Raw genomic sequence first — 23,154 nt, 5'->3', positions numbered from 1 at the left:
CCGCACCGCGGCCGCGGGCGGGGACGGTCCGGCCCTCCGGCGGGAGGGCCGGACCGTCCGTGTGCCGGGGCTCAATTCCCGTCCCGCGCCCGGAGAAGCAGCATCGCCACGTCGTCCACCCGGTCCCGGCCCGCCGTGCCGTGCCGGACCAGCGCGTCCGCCACCTCCTCCAGCGGACCGCCCCCCGCCTCGGAGAACAGCGCGCCCAGGTCGGTCAGCGCGTCCTCGATGTCCACACCGGGCGACTCCACCAGGCCGTCCGTATAGAGGGCGAGCACCGAACCCGGCGCGAGCGAGACCTCCGTCGTCGGATACGCCGCCTCCGGGTCGATGCCGAGCAGCGGGCCCCCGGCCAGGTCCAGCACCCGTACCCGGCCGTCCGGCAGCCTGAGCAGCGGCGGCGGATGCCCGGCCCGCGCCATGACGGCCCGGCCGTGCGCCGGATCGAGGCGTAGATAGAGGCAACTGGCGAACAGTTCGCTGCCGAGGTCGATCAGCAGCCGGTTGATGCTGCTCATCACCTCGCCCGACGACTGCCCCACCGCGCTGTACGCGCGGACGCCGGTGCGGACCTGGCCCATCAGCGCGGCCGCCGTCACGTTGTGCCCCTGCACGTCGCCGATGACGGCGGACGCCTGCGGCCGGGTCGGCACCAGGTCGTAGAAGTCGCCGCCGATGTCCATGCCCCGCGTCGCCGGGAGATAGCGCGCGGCCGCCTCGATGCCGGGCGGCGGGGACAGCGAGTGCGGCAGCAGCGCCTCCTGCAGGCCGTGCGCCAGCCGGTGCTTGGCGTCGTACAGCAGCGTCCGCTCCAGCGCCTGGGCGATCAGACCGCCGAGGCTGGTCAGTACGGCCCGCTCCTCGGCGGGGAAGGAGTGCGGCTCCGCGTAGGCCAGTACGCACGTCCCCACCGGGCGTCCGGAGGCGACCAGCGGCAGATACGCCCAGGCCGCGAAGCCGTCGCGGGTCTCGCGCCGCACGGGATACAGCCGCTCCAGATGCTCCACCGACTCGAAGAACGCGGGCACCCCACTGCTCAACGCCTGCGTACCCGGCGTCCGTTCGCTCAGCGGCATCCCGTCGAACCACCGCACCACCCGCTCGTCGGGGAAGCCGCGGTGACCGAGCACCCGCAGCCGGCCCTCCTCGGAGGCGAGCAGCACCAGGGCGTGACTGCCGACCGCCGGACCCACCTCGTCCGCGATGAGCTGGATCAGGTCGTCCACCGCCACCGCCTCGGTCAGCGCCCCCGTCAGGCTCAGCAGCCGGGAGATCGTCACCAGCCGGTGCGGCCCGGTCTCGGCCGGGGTGCTCGTGCGCTCCGAGAGCGCCCGGACCCGTGTGATCCGCACGCTCAGCCCGGAACTGCCCGGGTAGAGCCGGAAGGACAGCCAGTGACCGGGCGGCCGCAGCGCCACGAACGAGGTCGGGCGGCGGCTGATCAGCGCGGCCCGGTAACGGTCCTCGTACAGCGGGTCGTTGAGCCACGGCACCGACACCCAGGGCAGGGTGCCCAGCAGTTCGTCCGCGGGTCGGCCCAGCAGTTCGGCGGCCGCCGCGTTGACGTGCCCGATCCGGCCGTGCAGGTCCATGGACACCAGCCCGTAGGGCAGCCGGGCCACCATCCGCGCCGCCTCCTGCGGGCCCGCCGTGTCCACGACGGCCGCGTCCGGCGACGCCACCTGATCGCGCTCGGGACCCGGCGTCCGGTCCTCGGCCGTGGCCCGCTCCAGCAGCCGTGTCAGCCGCTCGCACCCCGCCGTCAGCAGGGTCCGCTCCCGCTCGGACAGCTCCGTGCCGTGCCCGGCGGGCCAGGTCACGAACACCGCGCCGTACACGGTCTCCTCCGTAGCCAGCGGGAGCGCCGCCAGCGCGAAGGGGTAGGGCAGCACCACCGCGATCCGGGGATAGCGGCGCGCCATCTCCTCCCCGCCGCAGACCCACACCGGCCGCCGAAGCCGTACGGCCTCCGCGACCGGGATCGGCGCGCTCACCCCGACCCGCTCCCAGGGCGCGGCGAACGCCCGCGGCAGGCCCGCCATCACCGCCATCTCCAGCACCGGCACGTCCGGCCTGAGGAGGTAGACCGCGCCCGAGTGCGCGCCCACGTCGTCCATCATCGCGGCCAGGGCGACCGGGAGCAGGGGCCGTCCGGCCCCGCCGGCCACCGGGGGCTCCCGCGCGGGCCCCGGCGTGTCGGCCACGCCGACCACCTCCTCGTACGGCCCCTCTCCCAGACCGCGGCCGCGTGCGCGGGGCCACCGCACGCCCCTGACCTGCGGACGAGTCCCACTTCTGGTGATACGTCCGAGTACCCCTTCCGGGGATGCCCATGCCGGGGCACGGAACGAGCGGATACGTACGCCTCCGGGGCTTTCGGGGCAATCGAGCGGAAGGGAAAAACCGCGCGCGGTCGGTGCACAGGGGCTGCGCCACGCGCCCGCACGCGCTGTAATGGCCAACGTGGCGAGTGAGGGTGCTGCGGTGCGCAGAACGGGAGCCGGGCGTGCCGAGCACGTCCTCGCCACACTCATGGCCGCACCCACCACCCAGGACCGGCTCCGCCGCGTCCTGGAACAGGCACTCGTCCTCGCGGGCGCCGCGTTCGCCGGCGTGTACGCCCCCGGCGACGACCCCGCCGTGCTGCGCCTGAGGGAGTCCGTCGGTCTGCCCCGCACCCTCTACGGCCTGCGCGACGGCTATCCCGCCGACGGCGCGGCGCCGGTCGCCGAGGCACACCGCACCGGCCGGCCCCTCTGGCTCGGCCCGAGCGAGGTGGCCGACCGCGCCGAGGGCCGCCGCACACCGTCCCCGGACTTCTCGCTGGCCGCCCTGCCGCTCGCCGGGCCGGGCGGCGGCTGCCTGCTCGCGGTCGCGGAACGGCCCGGCGGCTTCGGCTCCGACGAGAGAGCCGCGCTGGAACTGATCGCCCGCGCCGTCGCCGTTCCCGAGCCCGGCCCGGCCGAGACCCGTGAACTCGCCGCCGACGCCTTCAGCCTCGCCATGGACACCGGCCGGGTCGAGGTCGGCGACGAGATCCTCCGGCTCTTCGGCATAGGGCGCGACGACTTCGACGGCAAGGTGGAGACCCTGCTCGGGCTCACCGTGCCCGAGGACCTGCCCGCGCTGATGTCCGTCGTCGAACCCGACCACATGTCCCTCGGCGAACGCGAGCTGGAGTTCCGCGTCCGCCAGCCCTCCGGCGTGCCCCGCTGGCTCCGGCTGCGCGGCCGGCCCCTGCCGGGCGGCGAGGGCCGGCCCGCCCGGCTCGTCGGCACCGTCGCGGACGTCTCCAAGCTCCGCTCCGACGTCACCGACGTGGCCCGCGTCCAGCGCCTCGCCGCCGATCTCGCCACCGCGGGCACCGTCAAGGACGTCGGCCAGGCGGTCGTCGACGCGCTGCGCAAACCCCTGCGCGCCGACCGCATCGCCCTGGCCGAACTGGAGAACGACCGGCTCGTCGTCACCGTCCTCGACCCGCCCGAACCCGAGGCGTGGCCCGAACTCTGGCGGGCGGAATGGCGCGGCGAGTGGCCCGACGCGCCCGTGCGCGCGATGCCCGCCCTCGCCGCCGCGCTGCGCGACGGCCGCGCCCACGTCTGGCCCGCGGGCTCCGCCCTGGAACCGGGCCTCGCCGGGGTCGGGCCCGGCGGACTCGCGGTGCTGCCGCTGCCCGCCGGAGGCCGGATGGCCGGGGCGTGCCTGATCGGCTGGGACCGCCCGCACCAGTTCGCCCCCGACGAGCGCGCCCTGCTCACCGCCTGCGCCGCCCTCGCCGGACAGGCCCTGCGCCGCGCCCACGCCTTCGACGCCGAGCACGAACTCGTCGGCATGCTCCAGCGCACCCTGCTGCCGCACCGGCTGCCCCGGCTGCCCGGCGCCAAGGCGGTCGCCCGCTATCTGCCCGCCACCGAAGGGCTGGAGGTCGGCGGCGACTGGTACGACGTGATCCCGCTGGCCGACAACCACGTGGCCTTCGTCATCGGCGATGTCCAGGGCCACAACGCGGGCGCCGCCACCCTCATGGGCCAGATGCGCACCGCCCTGCGCGCCTACGCCGCCGAGGGACACCCGCCCGACGTGGTCGTCGCCCACGCCAACCGGCTGCTGCTGGACATGGAGACCGACCTCTTCGCCACCTGCGTCTACGTCGACATCGACATGGAGCAGGGCACCGCGCTGTGCGTACGCGCCGGACATCCCCAGCCGGTGCTGCGCCACCCGGACGGCAGTACGGAGATCGTGGAGGCCGAGGGCGGTCCGCCGCTGGGCGTGCTCACCCGTGCGGAGTACCCGATGACCCCGCTGAGACTGAGACCCGGCACGGTCCTCGCGCTCACCACCGACGGCCTGGTCGAATCCTCCGGCACCGACCTCGACACCGGCATGGACCGGCTCGCCCGCGACCTCGCCGCCGCCGACCCCGCCCACCTGGGACAGACCGCCGACGCCCTCCTCGCGGGCGCCCACCGGGGCGACGACGTGGCGCTGCTGCTGGTGCGCTACGACGGCATGGCCGTGCGCCCGCGCCGCGAGAGCTGGAGCGTGTGGCGGGTCCCTGAGGCGGTACGGCACGCCCGGCGCTTCGTCCGCCGCACCCTGCGCGCCTGGGACCTGCCGGGGGACAGCGCCGACGCCGCCCTGCTGATCGTGTCCGAACTGGTCACCAACGCCCTCGTGCACACGGAGGGGCAGGTGCGGGTCGATCTCAGCCTGGTCGGCCGCCGGCTGCGCATCGCGGTGACCGACTCCTCGCCGCGCGGACCCCTCAAGCCGACCAGCGTCGGCTGGGAGGCCACCGGCGGCCGGGGCATCCTGCTGGTCGAAGCGGTCTCCGACGCGTGGGGAACCGTTCCGGTCAGCGGTGGCAAACAGGTCTGGGCGGATCTGGTGACGGACGAGGTGTGAGGGACGGGTGGGGGATGAGGGACCTTGACGAGACGGACGACGAGACGGACGACGACGCCCGCGGACGGACCCCGGAGGACGGCGCGGACGGCGGTCCCGAGTGGCGGGTTCGCCCGGCGAGCCTAGGGTCGGTTGGTGTGGCACACACCTTCGAAGAACTGGTCCAGAAGCAGCGCGCGGCCGCCGCGGCGCACGCCACCGTGGACGAACTGCGCGACACCTACGGCCCCCCGGCCGAACGGGGCATGACCGGGGCGCAGTCCGGGACGTACGAGACCGCCCTGCGCGCCTGGCGCGACCTGGCCCGCGACGTGCAGACCGCGCTGAACGAGTACGCCCGCGACACCGGGCGGGCCCGCGCCGAGGTCGAGGCCGAGGTCGAGCGGGCCGCGGCCGCAGGGGACTGACCGCACGGCAGGACGGGCGGGCCCGGCACCCTGTTCGCACAGGACGCAGGGCCCGCCCCGCCACGGCCGCTCAGGCGTGGGTCTTGGCCAGCAGGTCGAGGATCTCCGCCGTCGTACCGCTCTCACCGAGGCGCGGGAAGATCCGCTCCACGCTGTTGGTGTGCGCGTCGGCGTCCGCGTCGGACATGGCGTCCGTGGCCAGGGTGACGTTGTACCCGGCCGCGTACGCGTCACGGGCGGTGGACTCCACGCCGATGCTGGTGGCGATGCCGGTCAGCACGATCTGCGTGACGCCCCGGCGGCGCAACTGCACCTCCAGGTCGGTGCCGAACAGGGCGGACCAGTTGTGCTTGGTGACCTGGATGTCACCGGGGTGCCCGGCCAGCTCGTCGACGATGATGTCCCAGCCCTCGGGGAAGGCCAGGCCGCGCGCCTGGCGCTCGGTGCGGCCGGGGACGGCGTCCGCGCCGTCGGCGGCGAAGGAGACCCGGACCAGCACCACGGGCAGGTCACGGGCGCGGAAGGCGTCGGCCAGCTCGGAGCTGCGGGCCACCACGTCGGCGGCGGTGTGCGGCTGGACGGGCATCGCCGTGATGCCGGCCTGGAGGTCGATCACGACGAGGGCGGTACGGGGGTCGAGCGTGGTGACGGACATGCGTCGGCCTTTCGAGGGGGGTGAGCAGGGCGGGCCACAAGGGCTCGGGTTCAGGGGCGCGACAGCCGTTCCAGCAGCTCCAGCGCGGTCAGGACCGTCTCCCGCTCCTCCTCGGTGAACCGGTCCTGGAAGGCGCGGGCCAGCCACTCCTCGCGCAACTGCCGGTTGCCCTCCACGCGGGCCCGGCCCGCCTCGGTGAGCGTGACCAGTTGCCGGCGGCCGTCGTCCGGGTCGGGGGCGCGGCGGATCAGCCCCTGCTGGTCCAGCGCGGCGAGCGTGGCCGCCATGGACTGCGGGCGCACGCCCTCCGCCGCGGCGAGGGCGCTGGCCGTGGCCGCGCCGTGCTTGCCGACCAGGGAGAGCGCGGACTCCTGCGGCGGCGTGAGATCGGCGTCCCGCGCCACCTCACGGATACGGCGCCGCAGCCGGCTGAACACCACCCGCAGATCGCGTGCCGCGCGGGCGGCCGAGCCGGAGATGTGGACCATGCGGCCACCGTAAGGAGGATCAGCCCAGGCTGTCCAGTCCGGACTGTTCAGTTTTACCTGTCCATTGCCGCGTCCCTACGCTGGTGACGTGCGCCTCCTCCTCATGTCCGACACCCATCTGCCCAAGCGCGCCAAGCGGCTCCCGGACCGCCTGCTCGCCGAACTCCCGCACGCCGACGTGGTGTTCCACGCCGGTGACTGGGTGGACACCGCCACCCTCGACCTGCTGGAGTCCCGCAGCCACAGGCTGATCGGCGTGTACGGCAACAACGACGGCCCCGGCCTGCGCGCCCGGCTCCCCGAGGTGGCGTACGCGGAGCTGGACGGCCTGCGCTTCGGCGTGGTGCACGAGACCGGCCAGGCCACCGGCCGTGAGGTCCGCTGCGCCGCCCGCTTCCCCGGCCTCGACGTCCTGGTCTTCGGGCACAGCCACATCCCCTGGGACACCGTCGCCCCCGGCGGCCTCCGCCTGCTCAACCCCGGCTCCCCGACCGACCGCCGACGCCAGCCGCACGCCACGTACATGACCGCCACCGTGGCCGGCGGCGCGCTCACCGACGTCACCACGCACACCCTCCCGTAGCCCCGCGCCCCCGCTTCGGCGCGCGGGATCGGAGTGCGGCTGGTCTGCTGGAGCGAGGGCCCTCACGGGCTTCCGTGTCGTACAGCGGAGAGTCGTACTGCGGAGAGGCGTATGAGTAGCTATCGAGTGGCGCAGGTGACGAGCCCCGGCGGCAGCTTCGAGCTGGTCGAGCGGGAGGTCCAACAGCCGGGCCCCGGCCATGTGCGGATCGCTGTGGAGGCGTGCGGCATCTGCCACAGCGACGCCATGTTCGTCGAGGGCGGGCTGCCCGGCATCTCCTTCCCCGAGGTCCCCGGACATGAGATCGCCGGACGGATCGCGGAGCTGGGCGAGGGCACGGCGGAGCGTGACTGGCAGGTCGGGGACCGGGTCGCCGTCGGCTGGTTCGGCGGCAGTTGCGGCTGGTGCAAGCCGTGCCGCGAGGGCGACTTCATCACCTGCGTCCGCCTCCAGGTGCCCGGCTGGGCCTATGACGGCGGCTTCGCCGAGCAGGTGATCGTCCCCGTCGACGCGCTCGCCCGTATCCCCGAGGGCCTGGCCGCCGCCGACGCGGGGCCCATGGCGTGTGCGGGCGTGACCACGTTCAACGCCCTGCGGCGCACCGACGCCCGGCCCGGCGGTGACCTGGTCGCCGTCCTCGGCGTCGGCGGCCTCGGCCACCTCGGGGTGCAGTACGCGGCCGCGATGGGCTTCGAGACCGTCGCCATCGCGCGCGGTGCGGAGAAGGCCGACTTCGCCCGGGAACTGGGCGCCCACCACTACATCGACAGCACCTCGGGCACCCCCGTCGCCGAGGCGCTCCAGGCGCTCGGCGGCGCCAAGGTGGTGCTGGCCACCGCCGGGAACTCCGACGCGATGTCGGCCACGGTGGACGGCCTGGCCCCGCGCGGCCAGCTCGTGGTCATCGGCGCCACCACCGAACCGCTGGACATCAGCCCGGTCCAGCTCCTGATGGCCGGCCGCGAGGTCAAGGGCCATCCGTCCGGCACCTCCCAGGACGTGCAGGACACCATGGAGTTCAGCGTGCTGCACGGCATCCGCCCGATGAGCGAGAGCGTGCCGCTGGCCGACGCGGACGCCGCCTTCAAGAAGATGCTCGCGGGCAAGGCGCGCTTCCGGATGGTCCTCACCACCGGGTGACGGCCGAACCACGGCGGGACCGGTGCGGCAGCCGCGGCCGCACCGCCCGCAGGACCGCACGGGCCAGCCGCGCCGACGACCGCACCACCCCGGCGGGCCGCGCGACCGCCTGCCGCGACGGCGCCGGGGCCGACCCGAGGCGGGCCGAGAAAGTCCAGGTCAGCCGAGAACTGACCTGGACCCGCGCGAGCCTCGCGCCTATTCGTCCCATGCCTGGATCAGGATCTGCTCGGAGATCCGGCCGTCGCGCAGGATGACCATCGACTCGGCGTAGACCTTGTTCCCGTTCGGGTACTGGCACGACTCGGTGAACGCCGCGCGGTCGCCGTCGATGACGCACTGGTCGAGCCGGTGGATCATCTCGCGGCTGTAGATGTCGGCGAGCATCTCCTCGATCTCGCCGCGGCCGCGCAGCACCTTGGGGTGGCTCGGCTGGTCGGACTGGTCGATGACCCGGATCTGCGCGTCGTCCTCGTACAGCGCGAGCAGGCCCTCTCCGGAGTCCGCCTCGATGGCCTCGCGCAGTGCCTCGGTGGTGAAGGCGGAGTCTTGTCTGCTGCCCATGGTGACCTCCTTCGTACGCCCGCGGCCCGGCGGGCGGCGGACCGCGGGGGCCCACATCCGAGACTCCTCCGCCCCGGCGGTCACGGCAAACGCAGACGACCGGGTCCGCCTGTCGGGTGAGCGACGGCCACCGCCCGTGTCCGGCACGGGGGTAGAAGCGTTACAGAGGGCATGATCTCAACACGACGCATCGTCGCCGCCGTCGGTCTGGCCGTCGGTGTCACGGGCTTTGTCGCACCCATGGCGAACGCGGCCGACGCGAGCGCCCCGGCCAACGGGCAGATCAACCCGATGACCGTGCTGGACGACGTCGCCCTGAGCGAGCTTCCCCCCGAGGCCCAGAGCCAGGTCCCGCGCGTGGGCGAGCAGTTGCGCGGCCTGAACCAGGTGAGCGACCTGAACCGGCTGAACGAACTGCACCAGCTCACCGACCTCGCCGCACCGGTCACCGGGCTGCTCCCCGGGCTCTGACCCGAACCGCATCTCCGACGAGGGCCGTCCACCACCGGGCGGCCCTCGCCCATGCCGGGAAACCCGCTGGTCCACGCCCTCGCCGAGCGCTCTCGGCGCCCCCTTGTGGCGTAGGGTCGGCGGCGTAGGGACACCGACGGAAGAGGGGCCAGGCCATGGCGCAGGAAGTACGCGGCGTTGTCGCACCGGGGAAGGACGAGCCGGTACGGATCGAGACGATCGTGATCCCTGATCCGGGCCCCGGCGAGGCCGTCGTCGACATCCAGGCGTGCGGGGTCTGCCACACCGATCTGCACTACAAGCAGGGCGGCATCTCCGACGACTACCCCTTCCTGCTCGGCCACGAGGCCGCCGGTGTCGTGGAGTCGGTGGGGGAGGGCGTCACCGATGTGGCGCCCGGTGACTTCGTGATCCTCAACTGGCGTGCGGTGTGCGGCAATTGCCGGGCCTGTCTGCGCGGCCGCCCCTGGTACTGCTTCAACACCCACAACGCGAAGCAGAAGATGACCCTGGCCTCCACCGGCCAGGAGCTCACCCCCGCGCTCGGCATCGGCGCCTTCGCGGAGAAGACACTCGTCGCGGCCGGCCAGTGCACCAAGGTCGACCCCGAGGTCTCCCCGGCCGTCGCCGGACTGCTCGGCTGCGGTGTCATGGCGGGCATCGGCGCGGCCATCAACACCGGCGCCGTCGGCCGGGGCGACTCCGTCGCCGTCATCGGCTGCGGCGGTGTCGGGGACGCGGCCATCGCCGGTGCCGTGCTGGCCGGGGCCGCGAAGGTCATCGCCGTCGACATCGACGACCGCAAGCTGGAGACCGCGCGCACCCTGGGCGCCACCCACACGGTCAACTCCAAGGAGACCGACCCGGTCGAGGCGATCCGCGAACTCACCGGGGGCTTCGGCGCCGACGTGGTGATCGACGCGGTCGGCCGCCCGGAGACCTACCGGCAGGCGTTCTACGCCCGGGACCTGGCCGGCACCGTCGTCCTCGTCGGCGTGCCCACCCCGGAGATGAAGCTCGAACTGCCCCTGCTGGACGTGTTCGGCCGCGGCGGCTCGCTGAAGTCCTCCTGGTACGGCGACTGCCTGCCCTCCAGGGACTTCCCGATGCTGATCGACCTGCATCTCCAAGGGCGCCTGCCGCTGGACGCGTTCGTCACCGAGACCATCGGACTGGACGAGGTGGAGCAGGCGTTCGAGCGGATGCACCACGGCGACGTGCTGCGCTCGGTGGTGGAGCTCTGATGACCGCCCGTATCGAACGCCTCGTCACCTCCGGCCAGTTCACCCTCGACGGGCGAAGCTGGGACGTCGACAACAACGTGTGGATCGTCGGCGACGACCATGAGGCCGTCGTCATCGACCCGGCCCACGACGCCGAGGCCATCGCTGCGGCCGTCGGTGACCGCCGCCTCACCGCGATCGTGTGCACCCACGCGCACAACGACCACGTCAACGCCGCCCCCGCCCTGGCGGACCTCACCGGCGCCACCATCTGGCTGCACCCCGACGACCTGCCGCTGTGGCAGCTCACCCACCCCGACCGCGAGCCCGACGAGCACCTGGTCGACGGCCAGGTGCTGGAGACCGCCGGAGCCGACCTGACCGTGCTGCACACCCCCGGCCACGCCCCCGGCGCCGTCTGCCTCTACGACCCCGGTCTCGGTGCCGTCTTCAGCGGTGACACCCTCTTCCAGGGCGGACCCGGCGCCACCGGGCGGTCGTATTCGCACTTCCCGACGATCATCGACTCCATCCGCGACCGGCTCCTCACCCTCCCCCCGGAGACCAAGGTACTGACCGGCCACGGCGACCCGACGACCATCGGCGACGAATCGGGCCACCTCCAGGAGTGGATCGAGCGCGGCCACTGAGCCGCGTGCCGCGAGCGGGCGGCCACCGTGACGGTACGGCCTCTGTCGCGGTGGCCGCCCGCTGTCCTACCGTCGGCCCATGACGGATCTCACCCACCGCTTCACGGGCCACGGCGCCCTCGTCACGGGCGCGGGCCGGGGTATCGGCGCGGCCGTCGCCCGGCGCCTCGCGCAGGAGGGCGCACAGGTCCTGGTGACCGACCGGGACGCGCCGGAGGCGGAGCGCACCGCGGCCTCGCTGCGCCACCAGGGGCTCGCGGCCGAGGCGTTGGCGTGCGACGTGGCCGACCGGGCGTCCGTGGAAGCGGCCGTCTCCCGCGCGGTCACCGCGTTCGGCTCGCTCGACGTACTGGTGAACTGCGCCGCCCACTGTTCCCCGGAGGGCCCGGCGTTCGAGGACGACCCGGACGAGTCCTGGCTCCGTGACCTCGACATCACCCTGGGCGGTGTCCGCCGCTGCTGCCAGGCCGCGCTGCCGCACCTCGCCGCCTCCGGGCACGGCGCCGTCGTCAGCATCGGCTCGGTCAACGGCCTCCAGGACTTCGGCAACCACGCCTACAGCGCCGCCAAGGCCGGCCTCGGCTCCCTGACCCGTACTCTCGCCGGGCAGGCGGCCGCCCGCGGGGTGCGGGTGAACCTGGTCGCACCGGGCACCGTGCGCACCTCGGCCTGGGAGGGGCGCGACGACGATCTGGACGCCGTACGCGACTGCTACCCGCTGGGCCGGGTCGGCGAGCCCGAGGACGTCGCGGCCGCCGTCGCCTTCCTCGCCTCCCGCGACGCCGCCTGGATCACCGGCACCACCCTCGTCGTCGACGGCGGGCTCACCGCCGTGCACACCGGATTCCGCACCGCGCTGGACAGGAGCCGCGCCGGGCGGAGGTAAAGTTCACCGTTTCGTCACAACGTGCCGGAAACACAACCATCCGGCCGATGAGCCGGTCTAGTAGGCCGAAAGCCTCGAAACGCGACGAGGCGACAGCCGGGGGAAGTCCCCGGGACCCGCAGGGGAGAAGGGATGGGGCCGCCCATGGGCGACATACGCAGACGAGGGGCCGTCGCACTCGGGGTCGGCGCGCTGGTCGCGCCGCTCACGCTCGCCGTCACCGCCACACCGGCCCAGGCCGCGAGCTGCACCAGCAAGGCGGGGCCGTACCAGAAGCAGGTGGAACGGTTCCTCGGCCGCACGGCCGACGGCAAGCAGTCCAGCGCCGACTGCACGGCCATCCGCAACTTCCAGAACAAGCACGGCATCACTCCCAACATCGGCTACGCCGGGCCCGTCACCTGGGGTGTGATGGACCTCATGAACCGGCAGAAGGCCGTGGGGAAGAACCCCGACAAGGACGGCAAGTGCCCGACCAACAAGGGCCGCATCGCCTGCGTGAACCTCACGCTCCAGCTCAGCTGGGTCCAGGACGGCAAGGGGCTCGTGTACGGCCCCGTGCCCGTGCGCACCGGCCGTGACAAGTACGAGACCCGCACCGGCCTGAAGAAGGTCTACTGGCGTGACATCGACCACGTCTCCAGCATCTACGACGTGTCGATGCCGTACAGCCAGTTCTTCGACGGCGGGCAGGCGTTCCACTCCGTGGGTCTCAGCATGTGGAACCCGCCGGGCTCCCACGGCTGTGTGAACATGACCACGAAGGACGCGAAGAAGTACTGGTCACTGCTGAAGAACGGCGACGACGTCTTCGTCTACGGCCGCAAGCCCGGCACCTGAGCCCGACCCGCGCGCGGACGGGCGGGTCGGCCCCGCGCAACCGAACTCGCCCTTCCGCACGGCTTCTTGACGTGATGAGCAACACGGTCCGAAATGCCCGAATCGCACGTACTTATTCACGCTGCCTTCACGAGGACCGGCATATGCTTCACACCATGTCCACCACTGCTGAAGCCTCCTGCGGGCGTTCGGCCGCGGAGGTCAACGAGGAGATCCGGGCCCTGTGGCGCCGGTCGGGCGGCATCCTGACCAGCGAGCAGCGCGCGGAGTACCAGCGCCTCGTGATGGAGTGGGCCGCCGCGGCCCCTATGCCGCGCCGCTCGGTCTGACCGGACCCCGCAGCCACCGTCGTACCGCCGAGAGGGCACCCGTGACCGGGTGCCCTCCTTTGCCGCGCCCCGGCCTCACAGGGTCAGCCCCAGGTCGCGGAGTAGTACCGCTGGTACGCCTTGCGGTCCTGCTCGGCGCGGATGTACCGGGTGGCGACCAGCGCGATCACACTGCCCGCGATCACCAGCAGTCCGGGGCCGACGTTCCGGGTGTCGGTGAGCCGGGCCAGCAGCGTCTCGCCCTCCACGCCGTTCACGGGAGCCGTCGAGCCAGGCCGGGCCGCGCTCGGTGTCATACCGCTCTGGCCGGCCTCGGTCGCGGGGGTGGGGGAGGCGCCCTGGGCGGCGCCGGCGGGCGGGGTGGCGGTGATCAGCTTGACGTTCAGTGCCGTGAGCGCCTTGGTCACCGGCTGGAAGAACGTCGTACCGCCGGCGGTGCAGTCGCCGTTGCCGCCCGAGGTGATGCCGAGCGCGATGCCCTCGGAGAACATCGGGCCGCCGCTGTCGCCGGGTTCGGCGCACACATTTGTTTCGATCAGTCCGGTGACCGTGCCCTCGGGGTAGTTCACGGTCGCGTTGAGCGCGGTCACCTGGCCGTCGCGCAGCCCGCTGGTGCTGCCGCTGCGGAACACCCGCTGGCCCACCGCGGCGTCGGCCGACCCGGTGATCCGCACCCCCTTGCCGCCGCCGACCGCGACCACGTCGGCACCCTGGCCGGCCTTGCCGGTGTCGTACTGCACGAGGGAGAAGTCGCCGCCGGGGAAGCTGCTGTTCACCGTGGCGCCGAGCTGCCGGGTGCCCTGGCCGTCCGCGAACCAGATGGAACCGGTCGGCCCGCAGTGCCCGGCCGTGAGGATGAAGTCCCGTTGCCCGTTGGTCACGTTGAACCCGGCCGAGCAGCGGCCGCCGGTCGAGAGGATCGGCTGGGCGCCGTTGAGCCGGGTGGTGAACGTGCCCTGGGTCCTGTGCATCGTCACGAAGTCGCCGATGCGTGAGGCGACCTGGGTCATCTTCGTCCAGTCCCCGGACGACACCGTGCGGTCCCCGCTCACCACGATCCGGTTGGTCCGGTAGTCCACCGCCCACGCGGTGCCCGTGACCCGGGGTGCCGAACGCAGCGCGGCCGTCGCCGACTTCAGCTCGTTCATGCTGTGCCCGACCACCTTGGCCTGGGCCCCGGCTCCGCGCACCTCGGCGGCCGCCCGCTCGTCGGTCACCGCGACGACGGGGCGGCCCTGGGCGTCCACCCAGTTGCCCGCCGAGCGGGCCGTGCCGAGCTTCGCGGCCAGTGCCGCGCCCTTGCCCCCGGCCGTGCCGGCCGCGCTGAACGTCGTGGCGGGCGCGTCCGGGGTCTCGCTCGCCATGGCCGCCTGCGTGACCATCCCTCCTCCCAGGAGGAGTCCGCCGACCGCCGCCAGCCGTGTCACTCGCCGGACGACCCGCCGTCGTGCGTGCCTCATGCCTGACTCCCGAACCCCGAGCGCGTGCCGCCCGTACCGGCGGCACGGGGCCCTCCGGTCGTGAGCGCCCCCCGTCAGTACGGGGCCGGGGCCGGGAGTGTTCAGCGGACGGCGGGATTCCGCGCGGCGTGCCGGGTCAGTTCTTGCGGGCCACCCCGCCGAACATGGCGACCTCCTCCGGCTCGCCCTCCCCGGTACCCTCCGGGCGCCAGCGCGAGCAGGACACCACGCCCGGCTCCAGCAGCTCCAGGCCGTCGAAGAAGCGGGTCACGTCCTCGGGGGTGCGCTGGGTGAGCTTCGGGGTGCCGTGCTCGTTCCAGAACTTCACCGCCTCGTCCACGTCCGGCATCGAGGGGCTGGTGACGGTGTGCGAGAGCACCAGGTAGCTCCCCGCGGGCAGCCGCTCCACCAGGCGCCGGACCATGGCGTACGGGTCCTCGTCGTCGCCGATGAAGATGACCACGCCGAGCAGCATCAGGGCCACCGGCTGGCTGAAGTCCAGGGTCTTCGCCGCGTGCTCGAAGATCGCGTCGATGTTGCGCAGATCCTCGTCGAGGTAGTCGGTGCGGCCCTCGGGGGTGCTGGTGAGCAGGGCACGGGCGTGCGTGAGGACCAGCGGGTCGTTGTCGACGTAGACGACCCGTGTCTCCGGTGCCACGCTCTGCGCGACCTCGTGCGTGTTGTCGGCGGTGGGCAGGCCGGTGCCGATGTCCAGGAACTGCCGGATGCCGACCTCGCCGACCAGGTGACGCACCGCGCGGCCCAGGAAGAGGCGGTCGTGGCGGGCGTACTCGCCTATGCCCGGGTGCAGTTGACGGATCTGGTCGCCGGCCGCGCGGTCGACCTCGTAGTTGTCCTTGCCGCCGAGCCAGTAGTTCCAGATCCGGGCGGTGTGCGGCTGGCCGGTGTTGATGCGGGCGCGCAGGGACACGGCCACGTCGTTGGTGGCGGCCGGGTTGTCGGTCACGGGGGTCAGCTCCTGGGGTGCCTGGTGCGGGAGAGGTACCGGTCAAGACGCAATCTAGACGCCGGAGTTGCTCCGCGCCGCAGGTCCGCGGCATTGGGGGTGTCTGCGCGGCCCCGGGCGCGCCGCCTCCTAGACTCGGGCCATGGAAGACGCGCTTGTGTCCCGGCTCGGCTCGGGCAAGTATCTGCTGGTCACCAGCTACCGCAAGGACGGCACCCCGGTGGCCACCCCGGTCTGGGTCGTCCCCGACGGCGACGCCCTCGGCGTCTGGACGGCCGCCGACAGCTACAAGGTCAAGCGCATCCGCCGCCGCGCGGACGTCCTCGTCGGCCCCTGCGACATGCGCGGCCGCCCCACCGGCGCCCAGCACCCGGCGACCGCCGAGATCGCCGACCCCGCCACCACTGCCCGCTACCGCACCCTGATCGCCCGCAAGTACGGCATCGCCGGCCGCCTCACCCTGCTGGGCAGCAAGCTGCGCCGCGGCACCGAGGGCACGGTGGGCATCCGGGTGACGTTCCCGGCCTGAGGCCCCGTCAGGTCCACGCCCGGCAGACCTCGTCCAGCAGTTGGAAGACCGGCTCGCCCCGCACCGGGTCCTTGGCCGTGGAGAGGCGGACCCGGTCGCCGCTGTGGATGCCGACCGGCGGCCCCATGACCCGGCCGCGCACGACGAAGCCCTCCGCCAGTTCGACCAGGGAGACGTTGCGGGCGGCGGGGGTGTTGCGGTGGACGATCGTGGAGTGCCGGACCGTGCCGACGCCCTCGCTGCGCTCGGTGCGCAGGTCGCTGCCCTGGCAGACCGGACAGAGGAGCCGGTGGTACATCGCGGTGCCGCACCAGGCGCAGCGCTGGTACTCGATGGAGTCGGCGGGGCGGTCCGTGAGGAGGCCCCCTGAGCCTGCCACCGGCTGGGCCGTTCCTGCTGAGTGGTGGTACACGCTCGTCAACTCCCTGCACTGGGCCGGAATCCGCTCGTGCCCGATGCCGTGCCACCGTGCACGAGCGACAGCGTATGGCACTCAGTGTCACTCGTAAAGGCACTGCGTACCCTGAATTACCGGCCCTCGCCCTGTGCCGCCTCGAACTGCCGCACCACCTGCCACAGGGGAGCGTCCCGGCGGGCGACCAGGACCACCACGTCGTCCGGGCGCGGCGACTCGGGCGGGAAGGGGGACGGCGCGGGCCTCGCCGGCGCGTCGGCGAACGCGGCCTGCACGCAGCCCAGGGCGTGGTCCACGGCCGCCTCCGCGTCCCCCTTGCCGTCCGAACGCAGCCAGGAGCGGAGGGCGTTGTTGTGCGCGGCGACCACCGCGGCCGCGATCACGTCTGCGCGCAGCGTGCCGTCCGGACGCCCGGCGAACCGGCCGCGCAGATACGCGGCGAGCGCGCGCTCGTAGCGCCACACCACGGAGAGTTCGTACGCCCGCAGCCCCGGCACCCGCCGGGTCAGCCGGTAGCGCTGTACCGAGAACGCCGGGTTCTCCGCGTACATGCGCAGCACCAGCCGGGCCGCGTCGCACACCCGCCGCACCGGCTCCTCGCCGTCGTCGCCCGTCGACAGGAACGCGGTCATGTCGGCCAGACAGCCCTCGTGGTCGGGGAAGACCACGTCCTCCTTGGAGGGGAAGTAGCGGAAGAACGAGCGTCGTCCGACCTCCGCCAGCGCCACGATGTCGTCCACCGTGGTCTGTTCGTACCCGCGCTCCAGGAAGAGCTGGAAGGCGGCCGCCACCAGGGCGTCGCGCATCGGCGGCTTCGCGGGCGGCGCCGCACTGCTGGTGCTCATGGACGGGAACGTAGCACTCAGGCCCCCCGCCTGGCACTCAGTGCAGTGAACAGGCCCTCACGAGGGAACCGAGTGCTGCGGACAGCGGTGCGCGCGATGCCCGCAGGGCCCGGCGATCATCGGCGCCGGCCTGCGACGTAACCTTTCTCCACCCTGTCGGCACCCGGCCCGAACGAGGAGACCCCGTATGCCCTCCGCCCGCCCCCGCCTGCTCTACGTCACCGACCTGGCGTACCCGGCCCGAGGGCGCCGCTACGGCGACGAGGACGTCTTCCTCACCTCCCGGCTGCGCACCCACTTCGATCTCGCCCTGTGCCACCCGATGGACGCGGCCGCGCTGATGGACGGCTTCGACGCCGTCGTGGTCCGCAACACCGGCCCGGTGCTGGGCTATCGCACCGAGTACGAGGCGTTCCGCGCCCACGCGCTCGAGACCGGCGCCCGGGTCTACAACCCGCTGACCGGCAAGGCCGACATGGCCGGCAAGGGGTATCTGCTCGACCTCACCGTGGCCGGACTCCCGGTCATCCCCACCGTCGCCCACGCCGAGGACCTGCACCGGCTGCCCGCCGCCGACCGCTACGTGGTCAAGCCGATGTACGGCGCCGACTCCCTCGGGCTGCGCACCGTCCCGCCGAGCCGCGCCGCCGAGGCTCCGCTGGCCGACGGCTCGGTCCTGGTCCAGCCGCACATCGACTTCGTCCACGAGGTGTCCTTCTACTTCGTGGACGACGACTTCCAGTACGCCCTCTACGCCCCCGACCCCCGGCAGCGCTGGGACCTCAAGCCGTACCGGGCGACCGCCGCCGACCTGGAGTTCGCGCGCGGATTCATCGACTGGAACGCGCTCGGCCACGGCATCCAGCGCGTCGACGCCTGCCGCACCCTCGAGGGCGACCTGCTCCTGGTCGAGCTGGAGGACCTCAACCCCTATCTCTCCCTGGACGTCCTCACCGAGGACGACCAGGACGCCTTCGTGGGCACCCTGACGGCGTCGCTGAGCCGCTTCGTGCACGAGGGCGCGCACGAGGAGGCGCTCGCCCCGGCGTGACCGGGTCGTGACGGGGACACCCTGAACGCCGCCGCCCCGCGCTCCGTACCCCAGGGCGAGGGACGGAAGGAGAGCAGCGTGCCGACACCCCCCGATCCCGAACGCCCGCGCCCCACAAGGGTCGTGGAACCCGTACGCGTCCTGCGCGCCCGCCCCACCGACGCCCTCGCGGAGCTGATGCGCGAGCTGATGCCGGAACAGGGGACCGGGGTCCGGAGCGAGACGCCCGCGCGGCCCGCCGAGGACGACACCGAGGAACTGCCCCCGGTACCGCCCGAGGGACTGAGTACGGGCACGAGCACAGGCACCGACACGGGCGAGGGCGCGGGGGCCCGTTCCACCCGGCGCCGCTGGGCGGTCGGCCTCGCCCTGGCCGCGGCCGCCCTCACCGGATTCGGCTGCGCCCTCCTGCTCCCCGGCCGCCAGGAGGCCACCGCGCGACCCACGTCCCCACCCGTCACGACCACCGCCCCCGCCACCGCACCCGGGTCCCCCGCCCCCGCCGACCCGGACGGTCCCGGTACCCTCCGCCAGGGCGACTCCGGCCCCGAGGTCACCGAACTGCGGCGCCGCCTGCTGCGCATCCCCGACGTCTTCCGGGACGGCTCTCCCACCGGCGCCTACGACCCCGGACTCACCTCGGCGGTCGCCCGGTTCCAGCTCTGGTACGGCATCCGGGGCGACGAGGACGGCGTCTACGGCGACGACACCCGCCGCGCCCTGGAGTCCCGCACCGGTACGGAGTGACCCGGTCCTCACTCCACCGGGAGCCGGATGTCCACCACGCACACGTCGTCGCGGTGTTCGTCGACCAGCATCATGCCGAGCAGGGTGTCCAGGCTGTCCTCGCCGTGGGTGCGGACCGTGTCGGCGAGGCGGGCGAAGCCCGCGTGGACGTCCTCGCCGGGGCGTTCCACCAGGCCGTCGGTGAACAGCAGCAGCCGGTCGCCGGGTTCCAGCCGGGCCTCGGCCGAGTCGAACACCGGGGTCGCGCTCGCGCCGAGCAGCATGCCGACGGGCCGGGTGAGGAAGCGTGCGGTGCCTCCGCGCACCAGCAGCGGCGGCGGGTGCCCGGCCTGGGCCCAGGCCAGGACGCGGGTCGTGGGGTCGTAGCGGGCCAGCACCATGGTGGCGGTGCTGCGGCCGTCCCGTGAGTGCAGCAGCAGGGTGTTCAGCCGGGTCAGGGCCCCGGTCAGCGAAGACCCCGTGCCCACCATCCCCTTGGCGGTGAAACGGAGTTGAGCCATCGTGGCCACCGCCCCGATGCCATGGCCCGCCACGTCGCCGACCACGAACAGCGCCGCGTCGTCGGAGAGTTCGATGGCGCTGAACCAGTCGCCGCCGACCTGGATGCCCGACTGGGCCGGCAGGTAGGCCACTTCGACCCGCAGCCCGGCCAGCCGGACCGGACCGGCGGGCAGCGGGAGCAGCGCGTGCTGCAGCCGGTCGGCCAGTGCCCGTTCGGCCTGGAGCACCCCGCGCTGCAGCAGCATCGCCCGCTCGCTCTCCACCAGCGCGAGTTCGGCGCTGCGCTGGGCGGTGAGGTCCTGCACGAACCCGTGCACCTCGGCGGGCGTGCCGTCCGGCTCGGTCACCGCCTCCGCGACGATCCGCAGGTGCCGCACCCCGTCGGGCGTCTCCATGCGGAAGGGCACGTCGAAGGGGCGTGCGTGGCGGACGAGTCCGGTGATCGCAGCCCGCAGCGGCCCCGAGTCCTGCGGCGCCACCAGCGCGGGCAGTTCCGCGAGCGCCACGGGTCCGCGCGCCGCGTTCAGCCCGAGCACCGCGTAGGTCTGCGCCGACCAGGAGATGTCGCCGGTGACCAGGTTCCAGTTGGCCCAGCCCAGATTGCCCAGCCGCTGCACGTCCCACAGCCGCTGCTCCTGCCGGTCCAGCGGGTCGAGCCGCAGCCAGGTCACCAGCAGCCCGTCGGCCAGCGGCGCCGCCCGCACGGAGTACGTGGCGGTCACCGGCACGCCGTCCACCACGTCCTGGTAGGCGAACGGCGCGCTCTCGAACGGCACCCCGGTGGTCAGCGCCGTCAGATAGCCGTGCCACAACTGCTCGCCCGCCACGGACGGATAGCTCTCCAGGATGTGCCGGCCGATCATCTCGCGCCCGGTGTTGCCGAACACGTCGACCGCCTCCGGGCTCGCGGCCTCGATGCGGTAGTCCTCCACCGCGCCGGAGGCGGCCCGCAGCGGGCACAGCAGGATCGCGGCGCCCGGCAGCCCGTCGAGCACCGCCTGCACGCTCCGGGCGGCACCGTCCGTCTCGCCGTCCGCCGCCGCGTCGAAGGCGCGCAGCCGTCCCGCGCACAACCGGGCCGCCGCCAGCAGCAGCCGGCGCTCACGCGGCTCGAACGGTCCCTCCTGGGTGCGCAGCACCCCGAGCGCCACGCCGGAGCCCGGCCCGGCGGGCACCGGCAGCCAGGCCCGCGAATGCCATCGGTCGGGCGGGTCCCCGAGCAGGTACCGCCGACGGTCCGCCGCCAGGTCCTCCAGCCAGCGCGGCTCGCCCGTGCGCAGACACTCCAGCGGGGCCAGCCTGCTCAGCGGCGGCATGTGGTGCCAGCGCCCGGCGAGGGCGGCGTCGATACCCGCGTACCCGATGAGTTCGAGACCGTCCTCGGGCAGGTGCTGGTAGAGCAGTACGGCGTCGGCGGCCGCGTCCGGGCCCAGGTGCCGCAGCAGATACCCGGCCAGCTCCTGGGGCGAGCCGACCCGGACGAGATCCCGGCCCAGGTCACCCAGGACGTCCGCGAGGTCGCCGGGTGCGGTGGGCGCGGGCTGCCGGGAGGCGGCCGACCAGGGCTCCAGCGGTCCGGGGTCCTCCGTGTCCGCAGGGGTGGGCTTCGGGGGCTCCAGCGCGCCCAGGGTGAGCCAGCACTCCTCGATCAGGGTGCGGCGGCCGGCCTCGGTCCGCGCGAGCAGCTCCCCGTGGGCGGAGTCGGCCGACCGGCCGGTCATGGCCATCAGCGCGCCCTTGGCCCGCTCCAGCACCGCCGAGGAGGCGGCGAGGTCGCGCAGCCGCTCCAACTCGGCGCGTTGCCGGGCCACGACTTTGGCCAGCGCCGCGACGTCGGCGCCGAAACCGGGGTCCACAGGGGATGCGGGCTCGCTCGTCACGCGACGAGCATGGCACAAGCCGGCCGCTCGCTCACTTGTCCGGCGCAGCCGTTCCCTCCAGGAGCGGCGAGCGCCGGATCGCGGGCGCGGAAGGCCCGGTCAGCGGCCGGTGCCACGGGTGCCCAGCGCCTCGGAGACGGCGCGGACACTGCGCGCGATGTGCTGGAGCTGGAGCAGCTCGGCGGCGTACAGCTTGATGGTGTGCTCGATGACCGACTCGGGCAGCCCGAGCATCGGCAGCTCGGCACGGGCGGTCTGCAGCGCGGTGCGCGCCACCCGGATCTCCTGCTGCACCTGGAGCCCGGCGTGCCGGGCCAGCAGCACGGGGTGCCGGATCAGCGCCGGATAGCTGGCGTAGCGCGCCGGGATCAGTTCGCGCAGCCACTTGGCCGCCGAGCGTTCCCAGTCGTAGCTGCCCGGCGCCTTGACCTGGCAGGGCCAGTCGGGGCTGATGCGCGTGGTGGTGATCGGCATGCTCATCGCTTCCGGTGTGCCTCGTCGTCGGGGAGGGTGCTCCGACGGGTGGGGGCGGCCCTGGCCCGGACGGGCCTGACGGGACCGCCACGGAATCCGTGAGCAGTATTTATATATGCCAACCGCTTTTCAAGACGGATGAAAACATTCATCCGCGCCGATGCGGGATACGTCGCTCCGGATCAGTCCCGCAGGAAGAACTGCTGCTGGTCGGCGACCTGCTCGTACTTCTCCAGCCGGCCCTGGGTGCGCTCGGGGTCGGCGTCGGTCATGGCCTGCAGCAGGGCGGCGGCCAGCAGGCCGGGGGCGGCGTAGGAGTCGAAGACCAGCCGGGAGCCGGTGCCGCTGGCGAAGGTGACGTCGGCCTCCTCCGCGAGCGGGCCCAGCGCCAGGTCGGTGACCAGAGCGACCTTCAGCCCCGCCTCCCGCGCGACCCGCAGCGCGGCGAGCGTCTCCTGAGCGTGCCGGGGCATGGCGAACGCCAGCACCCAGGTACCGCCCGCCTCGCGGGACTGCAGCAGCGCGTCGCAGGCCACGCTGCCGCCCCGCGTCACCAGCCGTACGTCGGGGTGGATACGCCGGGCCGCGTAGCCGAAGTACTCCGCCAGCGAGGCCGAGATGCGCAGGCCCAGCACGGTCAGCGGGGTGGACAGGGACAGCTCCCGGCCCACCCGGATCACCCGGTCCGGGTCGGCGAGGTCGCGGCGCAGATGCTCCAGGTTCTGGATCTCCGCGTCGACCGCCGCCTGCAGCTCGTTCGCCCGGTCCTCCTCACCGGCGCCGCCCGCCAGCGCGCTCAGCGCGATCGACTGGAGCCGCTCCCGCAGCGCCGGATAACCGCTGAAGCCCACGGCGCCCGCGAACCGGGTCACGGAGGGCTGGCTGACCCCTGCCCGGTCTGCCAGCTCGGTGATGGACAGGAACGCCGCCTCGGTGAGGTGCTCTATCAGGTACTGCGCCACCCGGCGCTGTCCTGGGGAGAGCCTGGGCCCGTCGAAGAGCGCCCGCAACCGGGAGGTCGGCGCGGCCTCGGCGCCCGCTGCCGGCCCGCCCGAGGTGATCGCGGATGCCTGTGCGCGCGCCTGCTGCGGCGAGGACGCCGGACCGTCGACTTTGTCTCCCACGACGAGTCAACATAGCT

24 protein-coding genes are annotated in these 23,154 nt (G+C 73.5%); 13 read left to right on the top strand and 11 right to left on the bottom strand.

The window, feature by feature from the left end:
- Positions 1 to 71 precede the first annotated feature (71 nt).
- Positions 72 to 2,213, bottom strand: a complete 2,142-nt coding sequence (locus HEK131_RS16775) for a SpoIIE family protein phosphatase (RefSeq protein ID WP_432215704.1) — start codon at positions 2,211 to 2,213, stop codon at positions 72 to 74.
- A gap of 241 nt (positions 2,214 to 2,454) precedes the next feature.
- Between HEK131_RS16775 and HEK131_RS16770 the strand changes: the two genes are divergently transcribed.
- Positions 2,455 to 4,908, top strand: a complete 2,454-nt coding sequence (locus HEK131_RS16770; protein WP_244335912.1) for a SpoIIE family protein phosphatase — start codon at positions 2,455 to 2,457, stop codon at positions 4,906 to 4,908.
- A gap of 137 nt (positions 4,909 to 5,045) precedes the next feature.
- Positions 5,046 to 5,315 carry a hypothetical protein gene (locus tag HEK131_RS16765; protein ID WP_217462302.1) on the top strand — a complete coding sequence of 90 codons (270 nt, stop codon included), beginning with the start codon at positions 5,046 to 5,048 and terminating at the stop codon, positions 5,313 to 5,315.
- A 70-nt stretch (positions 5,316 to 5,385) separates the two neighbouring features.
- Here the strand turns inward: HEK131_RS16765 and HEK131_RS16760 are convergent, their stop codons facing one another.
- Both HEK131_RS16760 and HEK131_RS16755 read right to left on the bottom strand, forming a co-directional pair.
- The gene (locus HEK131_RS16760) at positions 5,386 to 5,970 is read right to left on the bottom strand and encodes a hydrolase (RefSeq protein ID WP_217462270.1); all 585 of its coding nucleotides are present in this window, start codon (positions 5,968 to 5,970) and stop codon (positions 5,386 to 5,388) included.
- Positions 5,971 to 6,020: 50 nt separating this feature from the next.
- Entirely contained in the window at positions 6,021 to 6,458 is a 438-nt protein-coding gene (locus HEK131_RS16755; RefSeq protein WP_217462269.1) for a MarR family winged helix-turn-helix transcriptional regulator, read from the bottom strand.
- A gap of 88 nt (positions 6,459 to 6,546) precedes the next feature.
- Between HEK131_RS16755 and HEK131_RS16750 the strand changes: the two genes are divergently transcribed.
- Both HEK131_RS16750 and HEK131_RS16745 read left to right on the top strand, forming a co-directional pair.
- Complete coding sequence (locus tag HEK131_RS16750) at positions 6,547 to 7,041, top strand: metallophosphoesterase family protein (protein ID WP_244335911.1); 495 nt, start codon at positions 6,547 to 6,549, stop codon at positions 7,039 to 7,041.
- Between the two features lie 111 nt (positions 7,042 to 7,152).
- On the top strand, positions 7,153 to 8,181 hold the full coding sequence (locus HEK131_RS16745; RefSeq protein WP_244335910.1) for an alcohol dehydrogenase: 1,029 nt from the start codon (positions 7,153 to 7,155) through the stop codon (positions 8,179 to 8,181).
- A 198-nt stretch (positions 8,182 to 8,379) separates the two neighbouring features.
- Here the strand turns inward: HEK131_RS16745 and HEK131_RS16740 are convergent, their stop codons facing one another.
- Positions 8,380 to 8,745, bottom strand: a complete 366-nt coding sequence (locus HEK131_RS16740) for a nuclear transport factor 2 family protein (protein ID WP_217462266.1) — start codon at positions 8,743 to 8,745, stop codon at positions 8,380 to 8,382.
- A 171-nt stretch (positions 8,746 to 8,916) separates the two neighbouring features.
- Here HEK131_RS16740 and HEK131_RS16735 point away from each other — a divergent pair, with 171 nt between their 5' ends.
- The 6 genes from HEK131_RS16735 to HEK131_RS16710 all read left to right on the top strand — a co-directional run bounded on the left by HEK131_RS16735 (position 8,917) and on the right by HEK131_RS16710 (position 13,144).
- The gene (locus HEK131_RS16735) at positions 8,917 to 9,216 is read left to right on the top strand and encodes a hypothetical protein (protein WP_217462265.1); all 300 of its coding nucleotides are present in this window, start codon (positions 8,917 to 8,919) and stop codon (positions 9,214 to 9,216) included.
- A 155-nt stretch (positions 9,217 to 9,371) separates the two neighbouring features.
- Positions 9,372 to 10,460: an S-(hydroxymethyl)mycothiol dehydrogenase gene (locus HEK131_RS16730; protein ID WP_217462264.1), complete on the top strand. Its 1,089-nt coding sequence runs from the start codon at positions 9,372 to 9,374 to the stop codon at positions 10,458 to 10,460.
- Positions 10,460 to 11,089 carry an MBL fold metallo-hydrolase gene (locus HEK131_RS16725; protein ID WP_244335909.1) on the top strand — a complete coding sequence of 210 codons (630 nt, stop codon included), beginning with the start codon at positions 10,460 to 10,462 and terminating at the stop codon, positions 11,087 to 11,089. Before HEK131_RS16730 ends, HEK131_RS16725 begins: the two co-directional genes overlap by 1 nt.
- 79 nt (positions 11,090 to 11,168) lie before the next feature.
- Positions 11,169 to 11,975 carry an SDR family NAD(P)-dependent oxidoreductase gene (locus HEK131_RS16720; protein WP_217462262.1) on the top strand — a complete coding sequence of 269 codons (807 nt, stop codon included), beginning with the start codon at positions 11,169 to 11,171 and terminating at the stop codon, positions 11,973 to 11,975.
- A gap of 144 nt (positions 11,976 to 12,119) precedes the next feature.
- Positions 12,120 to 12,815: a L,D-transpeptidase family protein gene (locus HEK131_RS16715; protein WP_244335908.1), complete on the top strand. Its 696-nt coding sequence runs from the start codon at positions 12,120 to 12,122 to the stop codon at positions 12,813 to 12,815.
- A gap of 143 nt (positions 12,816 to 12,958) precedes the next feature.
- A complete protein-coding gene (locus HEK131_RS16710) occupies positions 12,959 to 13,144 on the top strand; it encodes a hypothetical protein (protein ID WP_217462260.1) in 186 nt (61 codons plus the stop codon).
- 83 nt (positions 13,145 to 13,227) lie between these two features.
- Here the strand turns inward: HEK131_RS16710 and HEK131_RS16705 are convergent, their stop codons facing one another.
- Both HEK131_RS16705 and HEK131_RS16700 read right to left on the bottom strand, forming a co-directional pair.
- Positions 13,228 to 14,604: a S1 family peptidase gene (locus HEK131_RS16705; protein WP_244335907.1), complete on the bottom strand. Its 1,377-nt coding sequence runs from the start codon at positions 14,602 to 14,604 to the stop codon at positions 13,228 to 13,230.
- A 136-nt stretch (positions 14,605 to 14,740) separates the two neighbouring features.
- On the bottom strand, positions 14,741 to 15,571 hold the full coding sequence (locus tag HEK131_RS16700; protein WP_244335906.1) for an SAM-dependent methyltransferase: 831 nt from the start codon (positions 15,569 to 15,571) through the stop codon (positions 14,741 to 14,743).
- Positions 15,572 to 15,713: 142 nt separating this feature from the next.
- Between HEK131_RS16700 and HEK131_RS16695 the strand changes: the two genes are divergently transcribed.
- On the top strand, positions 15,714 to 16,100 hold the full coding sequence (locus tag HEK131_RS16695) for a PPOX class F420-dependent oxidoreductase (protein WP_217462257.1): 387 nt from the start codon (positions 15,714 to 15,716) through the stop codon (positions 16,098 to 16,100).
- Between the two features lie 7 nt (positions 16,101 to 16,107).
- Here HEK131_RS16695 and HEK131_RS16690 read toward each other — a convergent pair whose 3' ends face one another.
- Positions 16,108 to 16,512, bottom strand: coding sequence for a Zn-ribbon domain-containing OB-fold protein (locus tag HEK131_RS16690; RefSeq protein WP_217462256.1), 405 nt, complete (start codon positions 16,510 to 16,512; stop codon positions 16,108 to 16,110).
- 116 nt (positions 16,513 to 16,628) lie between these two features.
- Positions 16,629 to 17,360, bottom strand: a complete 732-nt coding sequence (locus HEK131_RS16685) for a TetR family transcriptional regulator (RefSeq protein WP_217462255.1) — start codon at positions 17,358 to 17,360, stop codon at positions 16,629 to 16,631.
- Between the two features lie 187 nt (positions 17,361 to 17,547).
- Here HEK131_RS16685 and HEK131_RS16680 point away from each other — a divergent pair, with 187 nt between their 5' ends.
- Together HEK131_RS16680 and HEK131_RS16675 are read left to right on the top strand one after the other, a co-directional pair.
- Positions 17,548 to 18,411, top strand: a complete 864-nt coding sequence (locus tag HEK131_RS16680) for a hypothetical protein (RefSeq protein ID WP_244335905.1) — start codon at positions 17,548 to 17,550, stop codon at positions 18,409 to 18,411.
- Positions 18,412 to 18,489: 78 nt separating this feature from the next.
- Positions 18,490 to 19,158, top strand: a complete 669-nt coding sequence (locus tag HEK131_RS16675; RefSeq protein WP_244335904.1) for a peptidoglycan-binding protein — start codon at positions 18,490 to 18,492, stop codon at positions 19,156 to 19,158.
- 8 nt (positions 19,159 to 19,166) lie between these two features.
- On the opposite strand, the gene HEK131_RS16670 is transcribed toward HEK131_RS16675, so the two are convergent.
- From HEK131_RS16670 to HEK131_RS16660, 3 genes are all read right to left on the bottom strand, one after another.
- Entirely contained in the window at positions 19,167 to 21,539 is a 2,373-nt protein-coding gene (locus HEK131_RS16670) for a SpoIIE family protein phosphatase (protein ID WP_244335903.1), read from the bottom strand.
- A gap of 99 nt (positions 21,540 to 21,638) precedes the next feature.
- Complete coding sequence (locus HEK131_RS16665) at positions 21,639 to 22,019, bottom strand: hypothetical protein (protein ID WP_217462252.1); 381 nt, start codon at positions 22,017 to 22,019, stop codon at positions 21,639 to 21,641.
- Between the two features lie 176 nt (positions 22,020 to 22,195).
- A complete protein-coding gene (locus HEK131_RS16660) occupies positions 22,196 to 23,137 on the bottom strand; it encodes a MurR/RpiR family transcriptional regulator (protein WP_244335902.1) in 942 nt (313 codons plus the stop codon).
- Positions 23,138 to 23,154 lie beyond the last annotated feature (17 nt).

The organism is Streptomyces seoulensis, from assembly GCF_022846655.1.
In the GTDB taxonomy this organism is placed as follows: domain Bacteria; phylum Actinomycetota; class Actinomycetes; order Streptomycetales; family Streptomycetaceae; genus Streptomyces.
Note: the sequence above shows the minus strand (reverse complement) of the source record. Positions and strands in the feature narration are given on the sequence as shown.

Bases quoted from the DNA above. Each gene is read 5' to 3' on its own strand.
- HEK131_RS16685 (WP_217462255.1), bottom strand. From the start codon at position 17,360: ATGAGCACCAGCAGTGCGGCGCCGCCCGCGAAGCCGCCGATGCGCGAC.
- HEK131_RS16715 (WP_244335908.1), top strand. From the start codon at position 12,120: ATGGGCGACATACGCAGACGAGGGGCCGTCGCACTCGGGGTCGGCGCG.
- HEK131_RS16720 (WP_217462262.1), top strand. From the start codon at position 11,169: ATGACGGATCTCACCCACCGCTTCACGGGCCACGGCGCCCTCGTCACG.
- HEK131_RS16770 (WP_244335912.1), top strand. From the start codon at position 2,455: ATGGCCAACGTGGCGAGTGAGGGTGCTGCGGTGCGCAGAACGGGAGCC.
- HEK131_RS16725 (WP_244335909.1), top strand. From the start codon at position 10,460: ATGACCGCCCGTATCGAACGCCTCGTCACCTCCGGCCAGTTCACCCTC.
- HEK131_RS16760 (WP_217462270.1), bottom strand. From the start codon at position 5,970: ATGTCCGTCACCACGCTCGACCCCCGTACCGCCCTCGTCGTGATCGAC.
- HEK131_RS16695 (WP_217462257.1), top strand. From the start codon at position 15,714: ATGGAAGACGCGCTTGTGTCCCGGCTCGGCTCGGGCAAGTATCTGCTG.
- HEK131_RS16740 (WP_217462266.1), bottom strand. From the start codon at position 8,745: ATGGGCAGCAGACAAGACTCCGCCTTCACCACCGAGGCACTGCGCGAG.
- HEK131_RS16730 (WP_217462264.1), top strand. From the start codon at position 9,372: ATGGCGCAGGAAGTACGCGGCGTTGTCGCACCGGGGAAGGACGAGCCG.
- HEK131_RS16710 (WP_217462260.1), top strand. From the start codon at position 12,959: ATGCTTCACACCATGTCCACCACTGCTGAAGCCTCCTGCGGGCGTTCG.
- HEK131_RS16680 (WP_244335905.1), top strand. From the start codon at position 17,548: ATGCCCTCCGCCCGCCCCCGCCTGCTCTACGTCACCGACCTGGCGTAC.
- HEK131_RS16755 (WP_217462269.1), bottom strand. From the start codon at position 6,458: ATGGTCCACATCTCCGGCTCGGCCGCCCGCGCGGCACGCGATCTGCGG.
- HEK131_RS16745 (WP_244335910.1), top strand. From the start codon at position 7,153: ATGAGTAGCTATCGAGTGGCGCAGGTGACGAGCCCCGGCGGCAGCTTC.
- HEK131_RS16735 (WP_217462265.1), top strand. From the start codon at position 8,917: ATGATCTCAACACGACGCATCGTCGCCGCCGTCGGTCTGGCCGTCGGT.
- HEK131_RS16705 (WP_244335907.1), bottom strand. From the start codon at position 14,604: ATGAGGCACGCACGACGGCGGGTCGTCCGGCGAGTGACACGGCTGGCG.
- HEK131_RS16665 (WP_217462252.1), bottom strand. From the start codon at position 22,019: ATGAGCATGCCGATCACCACCACGCGCATCAGCCCCGACTGGCCCTGC.